This is a genomic window from Pontivivens insulae (assembly GCF_900302495.1).
GTDB classification, from domain to species: Bacteria; Pseudomonadota; Alphaproteobacteria; order Rhodobacterales; family Rhodobacteraceae; genus Pontivivens; species Pontivivens insulae.
The window spans coordinates 536099-553526 of sequence record NZ_OMKW01000003.1; the positions used below are offsets into that span (position 1 = coordinate 536099).

A 17428-nucleotide genomic window follows, 5' to 3' on the forward strand; every position below is an offset into this window, starting at 1 on the left:
TGCCTCCGGCGGGGATATTTGAAGGACGTGAAAGTCACTTCGTCCCGAACATCCGATCGCCGGCATCGCCAAGCCCGGGCAGGATATAGCCCTTATCATTGAGCCGTTCATCGAGAGCGCCGGTGATGATCGGCACATCCGGATGGCGCTCTTTCATGCGCGCGACGCCTTCAGGGGCGGCGAGCAAGCACAGGAAACGAATATCCTTCGCACCGGACTCCTTGAGTAGGTCGATCGCGGCGGCCGAGGAGTTGCCGGTTGCGAGCATGGGATCCACCGCGATGACAACGCGCTGATCCATCTCTGCGGGCACCTTATAGTAATACTGGACCGGCTGGAGCGTTTCCTCGTCGCGATAGAGGCCAACAAAGCCGACCCGTGCGGACGGGATCAGCTCCAACACTCCATCGAGAAGGCCGTTGCCCGCGCGCAGAATCGAGATCAGCGCCAGCTTCTTTCCCTTCAACGTGGGGGCATCCATTTCGACAAGCGGTGTATCGATATTCTTTGTCGTCATCGGAAGATCACGGGTCACCTCATAGGCGATGAGGTGCGAAATTTCGCGCAGCAGCTGACGAAACACGGCTGTGGACGTGTGTTTTTCACGCATGAGCGTCAGTTTGTGTTGAACGAGGGGGTGGTCAACGACCGTCAGGTGATCGCTCATGCTCGGTCTCCTTCGAAGTTGGCGCGCAGGCGGGCGCGTGTCGCGGCATCGCAAAATGCTGCATCCATTGCGGTTCGGTTGATTGCATCGAAATCGGAACGGGTCCAGCCGAAGACACGGTTCAGCTCGGCATATTCCTTACGCATGGTGGTGTGGAAATAGGGCGGATCATCTGTGGAGACGGTCACCTTCACACCGGCGGAGCGTAGTTTCTGGATCGTGTGCTGCTCGATCGCAGGATAGACGCCCAAGCGAATATTCGAGCCCGGATTCACTTCAAGCGTGATATCCTCGGCCACCAGACGCGCGACCAGTTCAGGGTCTTCCCACGCCCGCACGCCATGCCCAATGCGCGAGGGCCGCAGGGCATCCAGACTGTCGCGCACGCTCTCTGGCCCCTCGATCTCTCCTGCGTGGGTGGTGATGCCGAGCCCGGCCTCCCGTGCAATATCGAAGGCCACGGCGAAGTCGCGCGGGGCGAAGGTGCTTTCATTGCCGCCCATGCCCCACCCCGTGAGGCGCGGGGAAAGATGTGCGACCGTGACTTCTGCCGTCTGGCGCGCGACCTCAGCCCCCATGTGGCGCACAGCGGTGGAGATGAAGCGGCACTCCACCTCTGGCACATCATCGGCTCCTGCTTCCATGCCGGCGAGATACTCGGCCCAATCCGCCATCGAGGATCCCGTAATCGACGGTGCGACAAACAGTTCCGTATAGATCACGCCCTCGTCGCGCGACTGTTCCAACACGGCGCGGGTGAGGCGTCGGTAGTCATCCGGCGTTTGCAGGCAGGCTGACACAGCTTCATAGGCTGCAAGAAAAGCCGGGAAATCGGTGTAGATATATGTGTCGCCTTCAATCACCGCAGACAGATCCAGACCCTTTTCCTGCGCAAGCCGCGCGATGAAGGCCGGGGGGGCCGCCCCTTCCAGATGCAAGTGAAGTTCGGTTTTCGGCAGGTCCACCACCGCTGTCGTTTCGGTCAAATCAAACTCTTTCCGTGATTGCCGGGCGCGAGGCCCAGATGAGCGGCGACTGTCTCACCGACATCTGCAAACCCGTGCAGCCCCAATGCGCGTTGACCCAGACCAACGGCCAGCACCGGCACCCGCTCCCGCGTGTGCTCCGTTCCTGACCAGGTCGGATCGTTGCCATGATCGGCGGTGAAGATCATCAGATCGTCTGGCCGCAATCGCCCGAGCAGTTCGGGCACGCGCGCGTCAAAGGCTTCCAAAGCGCGCGCATAGCCCGATACATCGCGCGGATGACCGTATAGACTGTCGAATTCCACGAAATTGGCGAAAACGAAATCGCCGTCGGCCGCATCCTCCATCAGACGAACGCAATGGTCGAACAGGCCCATGTCATCCTTGGCCTTGTGCAACTCAGAAATCCCGCGATGGGCAAAGATGTCGCCAATCTTACCAACTGCAATCGTGCGTCCGCCGCCAGCCACGGCTCGGTCGCACAAGGTAGGCTCTGGCGGCTCAATCGCGTAGTCTCGCCTGTTGGCGGTCCGTGTGAAGTTGCCAGGCTCTCCAACGAAAGGACGGGCGATGACACGGCCCACCATCATCGGGTGAACCAGCTTTGCAGCCTCCTCACAGACTTCATACAGCCGGTCGAGGCCAAAATGGTCTTCATGCGCTGCGATCTGGAACACACTGTCGGCCGATGTGTAGCAGATCGGGGCACCTGTTGAGATATGTTGCTCGGCCAATTCGCGGATGATCGGCATGCCCGACGCATGTTTGTTGCCCAAAATGCCGGGCAGCTTTGCGTTCGCGATCAAGTGATCCGTCAGCTCTTTGGGAAAGGCCGGGTTCGCATTCGGGAAATAGTGCCAATCAAAGGGAACAGGGACACCAGCCAGTTCCCAGTGACCGGACGGCGTGTCCTTGCCCTGGCTAAGCTCGGTCGCAGCCCCCCATGCGGCCTGCGGAACAGCATCGAGACCGGGCGCCTGTAGGCCAGACGCCAGTCGGATGGCCGCGCCAAGGCCAAGCCTGTCCAGGTTCGGCATATGCAAAGGGCCGGTTCGCCCCTCTTCGGCGCGACCTTCCGCACAGGCCTGCGCAATATGTCCCAATGTGTTTGAACCCTCATCGCCAAATTGGGCGGCGTCCGGTGCACCGCCGCAGCCGACCGAGTCCATCACCATAAGGAACGCACGCGCCATCAGCCGATCCGTCCCTTTTCCAATGGGAGATCCTGAGATGGCGTTTCGCTGACCTGATACGCGGTGCGCAAACGCGCCTCTGCGCGATCAGCGTCCTGCTCACTGGCGGCGTGAATGCGAGCGATTGGCTGTTCCGCGTCGACGCGCATGCCCCGCCCGGCCAACATGTCGAGACCTACGGCGTAGTCAATTGGATCAGCTGCGCGCACACGGCCACCGCCCAGTTCCACGACAGCGAGGCCGACCGCCTTGGTGTTGATGCGAGACACGAAGCCAGGCTTGTCGGCAATCACCTCCCGCACGACGGCGGCATGGGCAAGATGGGCCTCGGGACGGTCCATAAAGTCGGACGGTCCGCCAAGGGCTGTGACCATCTGCCCGAACTTCTCCGCCGCCTGTCCACTTTCGAAAGCCGTGCGCATCTTCTCTTCACCCGCAGCAGCCGAAGTCGCGATCTTTGCAAGATAGAGCGCCTGCCCGCCCAATGCGACGGTCACATCCCAAAGGCGGCTGTCGATCTCCTCCATCTTCAAGAAGCGAACAGCGTTCAGCATTTCGAGTGCATTTCCAGCAGCGGTCGCCAATGGCTCGTTCATGTCCGTAATGATGGCCGAGGTTTTGCAGCCTGCCCCGTTGGCCACTTCCACAAGGGATCGGGCCAACCCGTCCGCGTCCTCAGCCGTGGCCATGAATGCGCCAGAGCCGACTTTGACGTCGAGCACCAGTGCATCCAGCCCGGCGGCCAGTTTCTTCGACAGGATTGACGCCGTGATCAGATCGATGCTCTCGACCGTTCCGGTCACATCCCGAATGCCGTAAAACCGCTTGTCAGCGGGCGCAATATCCGGCGTCTGACCGATAATGGCGCACCCGACCTGTCGGGTCACGCGCTTGAGTTCGTCGAGATCAGGTTGCGTGCGGTAGCCCGGAATGGCGTCAAATTTGTCGAGCGTTCCGCCGGTATGGCCCAGACCGCGACCCGAAATCATCGGCACATAGGCCCCACATGCCGCGAGCGCCGGTGCCAGCATCAGTGAAACGTTGTCCCCCACGCCGCCCGTCGAATGCTTGTCAATCACCGGGCCGTCGAGGTCCCAGGGGATCACGGTGCCGCTATCCCGCATGGCAAGGGTCAGGGCGACGCGTTCCTCCATGCTCATCCCGTTGAGCAGGACCGCCATCGCCATCGCGCCGACCTGTCCTTCGGTGATGCTTTCATCATGCAGGCCCTTCACGAAGAACCGCACCTCTTCGGTTGAGAGCGCATCGCCGTCCCGTTTTTTCGCGATAACCTCTTGCGGCAGCATCAGTAGCCCTCCGCCGCGTTCGGTGCATCGGCATCGTTGAGTGTCGCCAGCAAGGCTGTCAGAACGCCGGACGCGCCAAGACGGAAGGTCTGGGGCGTGGCCCAGCCGTCCCCCATGATCTCGTTTGCGAGGTTGATGTAGTCCCGTGCGTCCTCAGTCGTCTTCACACCGCCTGCGGGCTTGAAGCCGATGGACGGGTCGCCATTGTCGCGGATCGCCTCCAACAACAGGCGCGCGCTTGTAGGCGTGGCATTGACCGGCACCTTACCTGTGGAGGTCTTCAGGAAATGTGCGCCACCATCGAGGGCTGCCTTGCAGGCTGCGCGGACCGTGTCCGCATTGGCGAGCATGCCCGTTTCCAGAATGGATTTCACAAGCGCCCCATCCCCCGCCTTGCGAATACGGCGGACAAGCGAGGAAACATCGCCCGCATGACCTTCGATCAGCTTGGGATAGGGGATCACCATATCGATTTCGTCAGCACCGTCGCGCACGGCCTGCTCGGTCAGGTCGAGCACATCGTCAACCTCGTCCATGCCGCCTGGGAAGTTCACGACGGTGGCAATGCGAATGCCGCTCCCCGCGAGCGCCTCTTTCGCGACCGGGACGAAGCGGGGCCAAAGACATACAGCAGCCGTGTTGCCATGAGGGGTGCGTGCGCGCGCGCATAGCTCACGCACATCCTCTTCAGTGCAATCATCGTTGAGATTGGTCAGGTCGAGGCAGCTGATTGCCAGCTTGGCTGCGGCTTTGAGATCGCTCATGCGAAGCTCCCGATATAGGCGCGGACGAGGCGAATGAATTTGGCGCGAGCCTTTTTCGACTCGTCGAGTGTTTCTTCGTGGCTGTTGTCGCCTTCGGTCATGCCCGCCCCGAAATTCGTAATGCAGGATACCGCGGCAACCTTCAGGCCCAGCTTGCGGGCCATGATCGTTTCTGGTGCGGTGGACATTCCAACGGCATCCGCGCCCATCATGCGGATCATACGGATTTCCGCCGGCGTCTCGAAAGACGGGCCCGAAAACCAGGCATAAACCCCATGATAGATGTTTTGCCCGACACTTTCGGCGGCAGCGACCATGCGGTCGCGCAGGCCCGGATCATAGGCGTTCACCATCCCGACAAACGGATCCTTCTCAGGCTGCCCGTCTTTCGTTTTCCACTGCATCAGCGGGTTCAGACCGGAATAATTGATGTGATCGCTGATCGCCATGAGAGAACCGGGCGGCATTTCCGGGCGTGTCGATCCGGCGGAGTTGGTGAGCAGCAGGCTGTCTGCGCCCAGGTCCTTTAGAAGTTCCAGCGCAGGCTGCATCACAGCCGCATTTCCGGCCTCATAGTAGTGGACGCGTCCCGACAGAATCGCGCAGCGCACGCCCTCAAGCAGACCCACGACCAGTTCGCCCTTGTGTCCACCGACGGTGGAGACGGGGAAGTCCTCGATCTCGTCAAAGGGAACGCGCACTGCGTCCTCCATCTCATCGGCCATTGCGCCAAGACCAGAGCCGAGGATCAAACCAAGCGTGATCGGCTCCTCACCGATCCGCGCGCGCAGAGTATCAGACATGGTCACTCCAGATGTTCAGAGGTGAAGGTACCGGGCAGCAGGTCGCCCACCTTCATGCGGCCTGCTTCGCCATCTAGCCCGGCCAGGATCAGCGTCACGTCACAGTCTGCAAACTCAGCCAGCTTTTGCCGACACCCGCCACATGGTGTGATCGGCACAGGGCTGTCGGCGATGACAAGCACTTCGGTGATCTTGCGCTCTCCCGCCGCACACATCGCGGCGATCGCGCCCGCCTCGGCACAGGTGCCTTCGGGATAGGCGATATTTTCCACATTGCAGCCCGCGAAGATGCCGGAGGGCGTCCGCAAGGCTGCGCCCACCTTGAATTTCGAATAGGGCGCGTGAGCGTTTTCGCGGGCAATGCGCGCCGCCTCGAACAGGTCTTCCATCACCGCTCCTTCACGTAAGGCACGCCGCCGGCCTTGGGGGCCCGCGCCTGCCCGATGAAGCCCGCAAGCAGGACGACCACCAAGATGTAGGGTAGGGCCTGAACCAGCTGAACCGGGATTTCAAAGCCGAGCACTTCTTTGCCCTGCAAACGGCTCTCGGACGCTTCAAGAAATGCGAAAAGCAGACACGCCATCATCGCCTGAACCGGGCGCCATTTTGCAAAGATCAGCGCGGCAAGTGCGATGAACCCGCGCCCGGCGCTCATATTGTTGATATAGCCGGAGTTCAGCGCCATGGAGAGGGTCGCACCGGACAGACCACACAAGATCCCCGCACAGATGACCGCGCGATAGCGCAGGCCTGTGACCGAAATCCCTGCAGTATCTACCGCAGCCGGATTCTCTCCTACAGCGCGCAGACGCATGCCGAACCGCGTGCGGAACAGAACCCACCACGTGAAGGGAACTGCCGCAAAGGCCAGATAGACAAATATCGACTGGTCAAAGAAGAGATTGTGCACGGCCTCGCCGACCGGGCCAAGATCTTCCATCCACGAGAATAACGCCCGATCCCCACCCTGAAGCCGCGCCTCATTCGGCAGTTGTGGGGATCGTCCGCCCATCTGGAACATCGCATTGCCGATCACGGCAGCAAGTCCCAGCGCAAGGAAGTTGATCGCCACCCCAGACACGATCTGATTGCCCCGGAAGGTTATGCACGCGACGCCGTGGATCAGTGCGAAGGCGACGGAGGTCAGGATGGCCGCGCCAAGCGCAATCCACGCATTGCCCATCGTGACGCCGACCGCCGCCCCTGCAAAGGCCGCAATCAGGATCTTGCCCTCAAGCCCGATATCGAACACGCCTGACCGCTCGGAATAAAGACCGGCCAAACAGGCCAGCAACAATGGCGTTGCCAAACGAATGGTGGAGTCGAGGTTTGAAACCTGCAGCAGCTCAAGCATCGGACTTCTCCATCATCGTGAACAATCCGGCAATCCAGGGGCGGAACATGAATTCCATCGCACCGGCAAACAGAATGACGAGGCCCTGAATGACGACCACCATGTCCCGCGTAATGCTGGGCATCTCAAATGCCAGTTCCGCTCCACCTTGATAGAGCATTCCGAACAGCAAAGCCGCGAAGACGATCCAAAGCGGGTGGGAGCGTCCCATCAATGCGACGGCGATCCCGACGAAACCCGCTTGCTGCGGAATGTCCAGGAAGATGCGGTTCTGGTCCCCCATCACCGGGTTCATCCCCATCAACCCGGCAAGCGCGCCGGAAATCGCCATGGTCAACACGACGATCCGCGTAGTGGAGATCCCCGCATAGCGTGCCGCAGTCGGGTTCGCCCCATAGACACGCACCTCGTAACCAAACTTGGTGCGCCAGATCAGGATATAGACAAAGACACATGCCACCAGGGCCAGCACGAAAGACAGGTTTGCCGGGCTGGTCTGAATTCCCGGGAACATACCAGAGAGCCATTCAAGCTTTGGCATCCAGGCCGTCTGCTCGAATGTCCGCGACTGAACAGAGGCGTTTCCGGGAACCTTCAGGAAGTTGTTGATCAGGTAGTTCATCAGCGAATAGCTGATGAAGTTGAACATGATCGTCGTGATCACGACATGCGCGCCACGCTTGGCAAAGAGATAACCGGGGATTGCGGCCCAAATCGCGCCGAACAAGGCCCCCATCGCGATGGCGAAGGGCAAAATCCCCCACCACGGCAGAACATGATCCAGCCCCAAACACGCCAAACCGACGCCCAACCCGCCAAGATATGCCTGTCCCTCTCCGCCGATATTGAACTGACTGGCATGAAAAGCGACAGCAACAGCGAGGCCGGTGAAGATAAAATTCGTGGTGTAGAACAGCGTGTACCCAACACCATTGCCATACCCAAACGCGCCGTAAGCGATGTGCCCAACGGCCTCTAGCGGGTTCTCACCAATAGCGAGCACCACAAGCCCTGCCACGATGAAGGCCGTCATTAGGTTGAGGAGCGGCAGCAGCCCATAGTCAACCCAGCCGGGAAGTTCCTTGTTCATAGGATGCGCCCTCTGCCCTTCTTCTTGGTCCAAATATCCCCGCCGGAGGCGTAATGGTTTTGCATCATGCCGCTGCTCCGTCGCGCACACCGGACATCAGCAGGCCGATCTCCCGTTCTGTTGCCTCGGGGCCAACTTCGCCCATGATTTCGCCGGCGAACATCACGATGATCCGGTCCGACAACGCCCGGATTTCATCCAGTTCGACGGACACGAGCAGGATCGCCTTGCCCGCGTCGCGCAACTCGATCAGGCGGCGGTGGATCGCCTCGATTGCGCCGACATCAACGCCGCGCGTGGGCTGGCCGACGATCAGGACGTCGGGATCATTCTCAATCTCGCGCGCCAGCACGATTTTCTGCTGGTTGCCGCCCGAGAAATTCGCAGCCTTCAGGTTGGGATCCGGCGGGCGCACATCAAACGCCTCCATGTGGCGCTTGCAGGTTTCAAGCACCGCACCCTTGTCCATCATCACGCCAGATCCGAACTCGTCTTCGCGCTGATAGCCCAGCACGGCGTTCTCCTTGGCCAGAAACTTTGTGACCAGCCCCATCTTGTGACGATCCTCGGGCACGTGACCCAGCCCATGGCGGGGACGCCAGGGCGTCGGCTCACCGGCGATGTCGAACAATTCGACGCTGCCTGTCGTGATCGGGCCGATCCCGGCAATCGCTTCGAGCAACTCGGACTGGCCATTGCCAGACACCCCGGCGATTCCGACAATCTCTCCGGCGCGAACTTGCAAGCTGGCCTCTTTGACGCGGGCGACGCCCAGCTCGTCAACGACGTTCAGCCCGCTGACCTCCAGCTTCACCTTGCCCGGATTGGCCTCCCCTTTTTCGACACGCAGAAGAACGCGACGACCCACCATCAATTCGGCCAGTTCCTCGACACTCGTCTCCGCCGTATGGCGGGAGGCGACCATCTGGCCCTGGCGCATCACACTCACATCATCGGTGATCGCCATGATCTCCCGCAGCTTGTGTGTGATCAGCAGAACCGTCTTTCCCTGCGCGCGCAGCTGTCCAAGGATGCGGAACAGATGATCCGCCTCGTCGGGGGTGAGAACGCCCGTCGGCTCATCGAGGATCAGGATCTCCGCCCCGCGATAGAGCGCCTTGAGGATCTCCACCCGCTGCTGGATGCCCACCGGCAAGTCGCCGACGATTGCATCGGGATCGACATTCAGTTCGTATTCTTTCTCAAGCCGCTCCAGTTCCTTCCGAGCCTCTGCCCGGCCGCGGTTCAGCAGAGCGCCGCCTTCTGCCCCCAGCATCACGTTTTCAAGAACGGTAAAGGGCTCGACCAGCATGAAGTGCTGATGGACCATGCCGATACCCAGGGAGATAGCCGCATCGGAGTCCTTGATCGTGACCCGTGCCCCATCGACCGCGATCGTGCCTTTGTCGGCTTGATAGAAACCGTAGAGGATCGACATCAGCGTGGATTTGCCGGCGCCGTTCTCCCCGATGATGCCGTGGATCGTGCCCTTCTCAACCGTCAGGTCGATATCGCGATTGGCATGAACCGCGCCGAAACTCTTGGAAATGCCCTTCAACTCGATGGCAGGTGCGCTCATGCGGCTGGCTCCTTCACCTTTGCGACAAGCTCGACGGTATTGCCTTCCGGGTCTGTCGTGAAGAGGCCACGCCATCCGATCCAGTCAAAATTCTCGATCCGGTAGGCGATGTCGTGCGCCTGATACCACGCGATGGCCTTGTCCTGCTCTTCCGGTGTGATCCCCAGCGCCAAATGGTGCAGAGAGGACTCAGAGCCGCCAATCGCTCCGCCCGTCGCGTGCAAGCCCGGGCGCACCTGCGCATCCGGACCGAACAGAGCAAGCACTTGCGTGTGACCGGCGACACCCTCGCCCAGTTTGTAGAATTGGATGCTGCCCGAACGGCGAGCGAGTGGCTCCAGACCTATGACGCCCTCATAGAAGGCGCACATCGCGTCCATGTCACTGCAGCGGATTGCGATTTCTCCCAATCCGCCGATGCGAAAGTCTGGCTTGGCTTGTTGCTGAATATCCATTCGGAAATTTGACCATGCGGTCAAAGATTAGCAAGCAAAATCTTGCTCAGTACGGACACGCATTGTCAGACATGTAGTCGTGGACGGCAATATCTCCGGATATGATCCCGAACGACGCCGTTTCAACCTGGGCGACCATACCACGATCGACAAGAAACTGGTTATGCTGATCAACTGCGTAACCGACCCCGCGATCTTCAAGCCCGAGGCTCTGCACACCATAGGTGAAGTTGCCGTCGGCAGAATCTTTCAGCGCAAAATAGACCGCATAGTCGACCTGCTTCAGCATGGATGTCAGGACGGAGCCAGGCTCGAGCCCGTTCTGGTTCATGTCCACGCCAATCCCGAGGATTCCCGCGTCAGCAGCGGCATCGAGCACGCCCACGCCGGTTCCGCCGGAAGCGTGATAGATGACATCGGCCCCCGCTGCGATCTGACCTTCGGCAATTTCTTCGCCGCGTGCCGGGTTGTTGAACGCCGCCGGCGTGGTGCCGGTCATTTCAACCAACACTTCGGCCGCCGGGTTCACGGCACGCACGCCACCAACATACCCGCAGGCAAACTTATGGATGACAGGAATGTCCATCCCACCAACAAATCCGACCGTACCGGATTCAGAGGCCATGGCAGCCATCATTCCCATCAGGTAAGAGCCCTCATGCTCCCGAAACACAACGGAGCGTACGTTGGGCTGATCCACGACCATGTCCACAATTGCAAAATCAGTGTTCGGGAACTCTGCCGCGACCGTGTCCACGGCCTCACCATAGAGGAATCCGATCGCGACGATCGGCTCAAAGCCCTGCCGTGCATAATCACGCATCAATTCGATCCGATCAGCGCTGTCGGGCAGGATCACTTCCGAGAAACTGCCACCTTCGGTCTGCTGATACAGAACCGCGCCGTTATAGGCGCTTTCGTTGAAGGAGGCGTCGAACTTCTCCCCACCATCATAGAACAGCACTGGGCCATCGGCGTGGGCCGGGAATGTGATGGAAAGGGCGACAAAAGCGGAAGCGAAGGCAAGGCGTTTCATGTGGGATCCTCGTAGCGAAGATCGCTCCATGTCATTTTTGACCAACTGGTTCAATATCGATTCTCAACGAATTGAACGTTCGCGACGCTACGTTCCAGAACCGCATTCGCCAAAACGCGAAAGGGCACGCCAAGCTGGCGTGCCCTTCCAAAAGTCGATGATGGTTGCCGATCAGTAGGGGCAAGCACCGTCAGAAGTGTAGTCATGAACCATCACCGCACCGGTCGCGATATCATACGCCGCTTCGTAGACAGCGGCGCGGATGGCCGGGGTCATCAGCTCTGCGTTGTTCTCGTCAAAGGCAAGGCCGACACCGCGCTCGGCTAGGCCGTTCACGTTGAAGCCGTAGGAGAACTCACCATTCATCGCGTCCGAGAACGTGTCGAAGACAGCATTGTCCACACGCTTGAGCATGGAGGTCAGGACGGAACCCGGGTGCATGCCGTTCTGGTTGGAATCGACGCCGATACCCAGCATGCCCTCGTCCGCTGCTGCCTGCAGGACGCCCACGCCCGTGCCGCCTGCCGCGTGATAAACCACGTCCGCGCCGCGCTCGAACTGAGAGCGTGCAAGCTCCGCACCGCGCGTCGGGTTGTTCCATGCGGAACCGTCAGTGCCGGTCATGTTGCCGAACACCTCGATATCCGCGGAAACGGAGCGCGCGCCACCGATATAACCACACTCAAAACGGCGGATCAGTGGGATGTCCATGCCGCCGACGAAGCCAACTGCGTTGGACTCGGATGCCAGCGCTGCCGCGACACCTGCGAGGTAGGAGCCTTCGTGCTCACGGAACACGATGGAACGCACGTTGGGCTGATCGACGACCATATCGACGATTGCAAAGTCGACATCAGGGAACTCTGCCGCAACTTTCTCAACAGCTGCACCGTGGGAGAAACCGATGGCGATGATCGGGTTGTAACCCTGGGATGCGAAGCGGCGCAGCGCCTGCTCACGCTGCGCGTCGTTCTGGATTTCAAAATCGCGATACTCGATGCCGGTTTCAGCAAGGAACCGCTCCGCGCCGGTATAGGCGGCCTGGTTGAAGGACTGGTCGAACTTGCCGCCAAGGTCATAGACGACCGCGGGCTGGATTTCGGAGTGGCCGTCGGCCTGCGCGCCGAATGCAGCCATCGAGGCCACGGCGGCTGCGATCAAAGTCTTCTTCATCAGATACCTCTTTTCGTGTGTGTCGCTGGCCTGCCGCCAGCTTGAAATGCGTCTCCCCTGCGCAGGGGAACTGCGGCAGTGCAACCTATTCGCCGGGGTGTTTCAAGCGCAAAACAGCGCTGGCACACCTGCCACCACGTCACGACGCAGCCTCTTTCAGCCACGAATCGCGCTTGCGATAGAGCGTGGACGGAGAGATTTCCAGCATGCGCGCCGCGCGTGGAATCGACCCGCCACAATGGTCAATTGTGGCTTCGATAAAGCTACGCTCCACATCACCCAAAGCACGGCCGACGAGGCTTACAAACGGGTCGGTGGAAGACACGCCTGCTCCAACCCCTGACCGTGACGCGCCGCCATCATAAGGGGCATTGGACGCCCGCAAAGCAGGCGGGAGCATCGCGCCCGTCAACACCGGACCCTCGTTCAGCACGACAGCAGATCGCAACACGTTGAGCAGTTCGCGAACGTTCCCGCGCCACGGCGCGGCGCGAAATAACGCCTTCACATCCTCAGCCAATCCAGAAAACTCCCGCCCTTCCTCGGCCGAAAAGACACGCAACATGTGCTCTGCAATTTGGTTCACGTCCTCCCCCCGGTCCCGCAATGGCGGCATATGGATGGGCACGACGTGCAGGCGATAATAGAGGTCTTCGCGGAACCGCCCGGCCGCCACCTCGGCCGCCGGATCTCGATTCGTCGCACAAACGATCCGCACATCTACCCGGCGCGCGCGCGTCGCGCCAACCGGCTGAACCGTGGAGCTTTGAATGAACCGCAGCAACTTCGTTTGCAGCGCCAGATCCATCTCGCAGATTTCGTCAAGAAAAAGCGTCCCGCCATCAGCGGCGGTTGCAGCCCCCTCCTTATCGGCAATCGCACCGGTGAAGCTGCCCTTGAGGTGCCCGAACACCTCTGATTCCAGCAGATGGGCCGGTATGGCCCCACAATTGAGAGGCACGAACGGCTTCTCCGCCCGATTCGAATGGGCGTGAAGCGCCTGTGCACAGACTTCCTTCCCGGTTCCGCTTTCGCCTGTGATGAAGACCGAGGCACTCGACCGCGCCACGACATGGACCGTCTGATAGACCGCTTTCATCGCCGCGCTATCGCCAATGAAGCCATTCGGGATTTCTGTCGTCCCACCCTCACCTGCCGGGGCGCTTGGCGTCTGCGGCTTACGGGCCGCCCCGACCGCTGAGAGCAGACGATGCTCATCAAACGGCTTTACCAGAAAGTCCGAAGCACCAAGGCGCATGGCATCAACGGCAACGTCAATCGACGTGTTCGAGGTGATCACGATCACTTCGGTCCAGGGCGCGATCTGCTTGATCTCAGCCAGAACATCACGCCCATTGCCATCGGGCAGCATCATGTCGAGCAAAACAACATTGTGCAGGTCGGCGTTGAAGGTGGCGCGTGCATCCCGCGCGGTAAACACGCTCGTCACCCGATGTCCTCCCCGGGTCAGCGCAGCCTCGTACACCATCGACAGGGACGGCGTGTCTTCAACCAGGAGGATATTCATCTGCATAGCCTACAGCTTACCGCGAATTGAGATTCGCACCACAGGAGTCTTTTGCAAAATGAGAATTAGGGCCGATCGACCTCTGCTGAGATGGCGCAGATCAGATCATCGAGCAATTTCCGCAACCCGCTCGCCAACGCCTGTAGGCGGTCCAGGTCCATTTTCTGTGCCGCGGCCGAAATCTGCCGGGCGCGGTGCATAAGCTGCCTCGCACCGACCGAACCGGACACGCTGACCATGACATGGGCGGCGCTGCGGGCTTTGCCGAAATCGCCTTCGCGACTGGCGGTCTCAAGATCGCCAATCGTCCGACCGATATCGGTTTCCATCTGGGCAAGAACCTTGCGGATCATCTCCGGTCCCATCATCTCCGCCAACGGGCGGAAGACCTCGAGGTCGAGCGCTTCACGCTGCGGATTTGGCAGGTGAGCCACATCCGCAACCTTGGCGCGCTGCCCAACGGCGTGCAAAACCCGCTCACCCAGCGCATCGAGCTTTCGGATGGGTTTGCCCAACAATCCTGCCGCGCCGAGATTGGTGACACGCTCCACATATTCAGGGGCCGTATGGCCCGTCAGGCAGAGCACCGGGGGCGCATCGGCATCACCCGCCAAGACTTGCAAAACGTCCAATCCCGACATCTCGGGCATCTCCAGATCCAGCAGGATCAGGTCAGGGCGATTTGCCCTGACCTTTTCAAGTGCATCCAGACCATCCCGTGCCCCGATTGTCCGCGCGCCCATGGTCGCAAGCATGGTGCAGACGACCTCTAGGCTCGTCGCATTGTCTTCCGCGACAAGCACTTTGAGCCCGGACAGATCTGGAAGCTCTGGTCTCATCCCTTGGCAAACCCGATCCGCTGCAACGCATCACCAATCTCATCGAGAATGGCTGGATCATCGATTGTGGCCGGCATCTTCCACTCGGTTCCATCGGCAATCTTGACCATCACACCTCGCAGGATCTTGCCAGAGCGCGTCTTGGGCAGGCGATCCACAACCACCGCGGATTTGAAGGCCGCAACCGGTCCGATCTCTTCCCGAACCTTGGCAACGCATTCAGCGACAATTTCGGCCTCGGGACGGTTCACACCTTTGCTCAAGCACAGAAAACCGACCGGCACCTGTCCTTTCAGCGTGTCCGCCGCGCCGATGACGGCACATTCGGCAACGTCGGGATGCCCGGCCAGTGCCTCCTCCATCGCGCCCGTGCTCAGACGATGCCCGGCGACGTTGATGACATCATCCGTGCGCGCCATGATGTAGAGATACCCATCTTCGTCCAGCATCCCCGCATCACCGGTCTCATAGTAACCGGGGAAAGTGGTGAGATAGGATTTCAGGTAACGCTCCTGCGCATTCCACAAGGTCGGCAATGTGCCCGGTGGCAGGGGCAGCTTGATGGCGACGGCGCCCAGCTCACCTGCGCCCATCTGCTCCCCTTCCGGGCTCAGGATCTGCACATCATAGCCCGGCATCGGCACAGTCGGAGAGCCGACCTTGATCGGTTGCGGCTCCAATCCCAGAGGGTTTGCCACAATGGCGTAGCCGGTTTCAGTCTGCCACCAGTGGTCGATGACCGGAACGCCCAGCATCTCACCTGCCCAATTCACCGTATCGGGGTCCGCCCGTTCACCGGCAAAATACAACGCCTGAAGGCTCGACATGTCGTACTTGCCGACAAATTCACCTTTTGGGTCCTCCCGCTTGATCGCGCGAAATGCGGTCGGCGCTGTGAAGAAGGTGCGCACTTTGTGCTCGGCAATGACACGCCAGAACGTGCCTGCGTCGGGCGTCCCAACCGGTTTGCCCTCAAACACAATGGTCGTACATCCAGCCAGCAGCGGCCCATAGCAGATATAGGAATGCCCTACGACCCAACCCACATCCGAGGCGGCCCAATACACGTCACCCGCCTCGACGTTGTAGAGGTTTTTCATCGTCCAGTGCAGCGCGACCATGTGCCCGCCAGAGGGGCGAACGACACCCTTTGGCTGACCCGTCGTACCGGATGTGTAGAGGATATAGAGCGGATCGGTCGCAGCAATCGGAACACACTCCGCAGGGTCCGCCCGCCCCATCTCATCATGCAGGTCGAAATCACGGCCCGGCATCAGGCTGGCCAGTGCCGCCTCGCGTTGCAGGATCAGACAGATGTCGGGCTTGGCCTCCGCAAGCTCGATTGCTTCATCCAGCAGAGGTTTATATTCGACGACCCGGCCCGGCTCGATCCCGCAGGATCCCGCGATCACCGCCTTTGGCGCACAATCATCAAGGCGCACGGCAAGCTCTTTCGCAGCAAATCCGCCGAACACCACTGAATGCACCGCACCGATCCGCGCGCAGGCCAGCATGGCGACGAGGGCTTCCGGCACCATCGGCATGTAGATAACGACCCGGTCGCCTTTAAGCACACCATGCCCCCGCAGGACGCCAGCAAGGCGAGAGACCTGATCAAGCAATTCGGAGTAGGTGATCGTTGTCTTAGAGTTGGTGACAGGGCTGTCATGGATGATCGCGGCCTGATCGCCGCGACCGGCTGCGACATGGCGATCGACGCAGTTATAGCAGGTATTGCCCATCGCATCGGGATACCACTCGTAGAGCGGTGCCTTGGACTCGTCGAGCGCGCGGGTCGGCGCCTGATCCCAATCAATGGCCTTGGCCTGCTCCAACCAGAATGCCTCCGGGTCGCGCAAGCTGGCCTCGTACGTCTCGCGATATCCCATGTCCAGTCTCCTAGTTCAGTCTTATATGTATGTGGTCATCGTGGCGGGCTGCATGGCAACCCTGAAACCGAAGACGCGGACTGTCAAAGCCCAGCCGCGCCTCCAGATGCGGTTCGATCAGCACCTCCAGGCGAGGTCGATCAAGAATTGCAGTCAGCTGCGCCCGCAGCGCACCCTCATCAAGCGTCACCGTCGCCGGTTGCAGGCCGGGCAAATCCCAGCGCAACCCCGCGATCTGCCCGTCGCAGGGCTGGGGATCCCCCTCCTGCGGTTGGACAAAGGCAAAATAACCAAAAGGCGCCCGCATCCCGTCGAGCGGTAGCGCAATATCGACCGCACGCCCCGCCGCATGAGTCAAATGGGGCACCATAGGCATCGGGATCGGGAACCCCGCATCAAGCGTCCTTAGCTCATAGCCCTCCGTGGCGAGCGCTTGCCCGACCAACACCAACTCGTCTGCAAGTTCCGGCACGACATAGCTGCGGTTCATCACGCAGAAGGCGAGGCGCTCGGCCCGCAAGCCTGCAACATCCGTCCCGAAACACGGCAAAGCGACCCGACCAAACACAGGCGACAGCGCCCACGCACCAACAGAAAACGCCGTGTACAGCGAGATCAGCAAAAATCCGTGGCGCAGCACGCGGGCAGGTCCCGTTCCCCGCAAGATCAAGGCCAACAGCCAAACCGCGCCGCCCACCTGGGTCAACGCGGTCAGCACGATGGCAAAGATCATATGGATCAGCGCCAAACCGGCCCCCTTCTTCT

Annotated in this window: 17 protein-coding genes; all 17 read right to left on the reverse strand. The window is 60.5% G+C overall.

The features are described 5' to 3' along the window. Positions 1–34: 34 nt before the first annotated feature. The gene (gene upp / locus POI8812_RS13125; RefSeq protein WP_108783031.1) at positions 35–667 is read right to left on the reverse strand and encodes a uracil phosphoribosyltransferase; all 633 of its coding nucleotides are present in this window, start codon (positions 665–667) and stop codon (positions 35–37) included. Beyond that, on the reverse strand, positions 664–1653 hold the full coding sequence (gene add / locus POI8812_RS13130; protein WP_245895399.1) for an adenosine deaminase: 990 nt from the start codon (positions 1651–1653) through the stop codon (positions 664–666). Before add ends, upp begins: the two co-directional genes overlap by 4 nt. After that, complete coding sequence (locus POI8812_RS13135; RefSeq protein ID WP_108783032.1) at positions 1650–2846, reverse strand: phosphopentomutase; 1197 nt, start codon at positions 2844–2846, stop codon at positions 1650–1652. Before POI8812_RS13135 ends, add begins: the two co-directional genes overlap by 4 nt. Further along, the gene (gene deoA / locus POI8812_RS13140; protein ID WP_108783033.1) at positions 2846–4153 is read right to left on the reverse strand and encodes a thymidine phosphorylase; all 1308 of its coding nucleotides are present in this window, start codon (positions 4151–4153) and stop codon (positions 2846–2848) included. Before deoA ends, POI8812_RS13135 begins: the two co-directional genes overlap by 1 nt. Continuing rightward, positions 4153–4917, reverse strand: coding sequence for a deoxyribose-phosphate aldolase (gene deoC / locus POI8812_RS13145; protein ID WP_108783034.1), 765 nt, complete (start codon positions 4915–4917; stop codon positions 4153–4155). Before deoC ends, deoA begins: the two co-directional genes overlap by 1 nt. Continuing rightward, positions 4914–5720, reverse strand: coding sequence for a purine-nucleoside phosphorylase (locus tag POI8812_RS13150; RefSeq protein WP_108783035.1), 807 nt, complete (start codon positions 5718–5720; stop codon positions 4914–4916). Before POI8812_RS13150 ends, deoC begins: the two co-directional genes overlap by 4 nt. Positions 5721–5722: 2 nt before the next feature. After that, positions 5723–6109: a cytidine deaminase gene (locus POI8812_RS13155; protein WP_108783036.1), complete on the reverse strand. Its 387-nt coding sequence runs from the start codon at positions 6107–6109 to the stop codon at positions 5723–5725. After that, on the reverse strand, positions 6109–7074 hold the full coding sequence (locus POI8812_RS13160; protein WP_108783037.1) for an ABC transporter permease: 966 nt from the start codon (positions 7072–7074) through the stop codon (positions 6109–6111). The genes POI8812_RS13155 and POI8812_RS13160 overlap by 1 nt, the downstream gene beginning before the upstream one ends. Then, a complete protein-coding gene (locus tag POI8812_RS13165) occupies positions 7067–8164 on the reverse strand; it encodes an ABC transporter permease (RefSeq protein ID WP_108783038.1) in 1098 nt (365 codons plus the stop codon). Before POI8812_RS13165 ends, POI8812_RS13160 begins: the two co-directional genes overlap by 8 nt. Positions 8165–8228: 64 nt before the next feature. After that, complete coding sequence (locus POI8812_RS13170; RefSeq protein WP_108783039.1) at positions 8229–9743, reverse strand: ABC transporter ATP-binding protein; 1515 nt, start codon at positions 9741–9743, stop codon at positions 8229–8231. Continuing rightward, positions 9740–10198: a VOC family protein gene (locus tag POI8812_RS13175; RefSeq protein ID WP_108783040.1), complete on the reverse strand. Its 459-nt coding sequence runs from the start codon at positions 10196–10198 to the stop codon at positions 9740–9742. The genes POI8812_RS13170 and POI8812_RS13175 overlap by 4 nt, the downstream gene beginning before the upstream one ends. Before the next feature lie 46 nt (positions 10199–10244). Then, positions 10245–11234, reverse strand: a complete 990-nt coding sequence (locus POI8812_RS13180) for a BMP family lipoprotein (protein WP_108783041.1) — start codon at positions 11232–11234, stop codon at positions 10245–10247. 171 nt (positions 11235–11405) lie between these two features. Then, entirely contained in the window at positions 11406–12407 is a 1002-nt protein-coding gene (locus POI8812_RS13190) for a BMP family lipoprotein (protein WP_108783043.1), read from the reverse strand. 139 nt (positions 12408–12546) lie between these two features. Next, complete coding sequence (locus tag POI8812_RS13195) at positions 12547–13935, reverse strand: sigma-54-dependent transcriptional regulator (RefSeq protein ID WP_245895401.1); 1389 nt, start codon at positions 13933–13935, stop codon at positions 12547–12549. A gap of 65 nt (positions 13936–14000) precedes the next feature. After that, on the reverse strand, positions 14001–14774 hold the full coding sequence (locus POI8812_RS13200; RefSeq protein ID WP_108783045.1) for a response regulator: 774 nt from the start codon (positions 14772–14774) through the stop codon (positions 14001–14003). Beyond that, entirely contained in the window at positions 14771–16663 is a 1893-nt protein-coding gene (locus tag POI8812_RS13205) for a propionyl-CoA synthetase (RefSeq protein ID WP_108783046.1), read from the reverse strand. Before POI8812_RS13205 ends, POI8812_RS13200 begins: the two co-directional genes overlap by 4 nt. Before the next feature lie 10 nt (positions 16664–16673). Then, complete coding sequence (locus tag POI8812_RS13210) at positions 16674–17411, reverse strand: hypothetical protein (RefSeq protein ID WP_108783047.1); 738 nt, start codon at positions 17409–17411, stop codon at positions 16674–16676. Between the last annotated feature and the right edge of the window lie 17 nt (positions 17412–17428).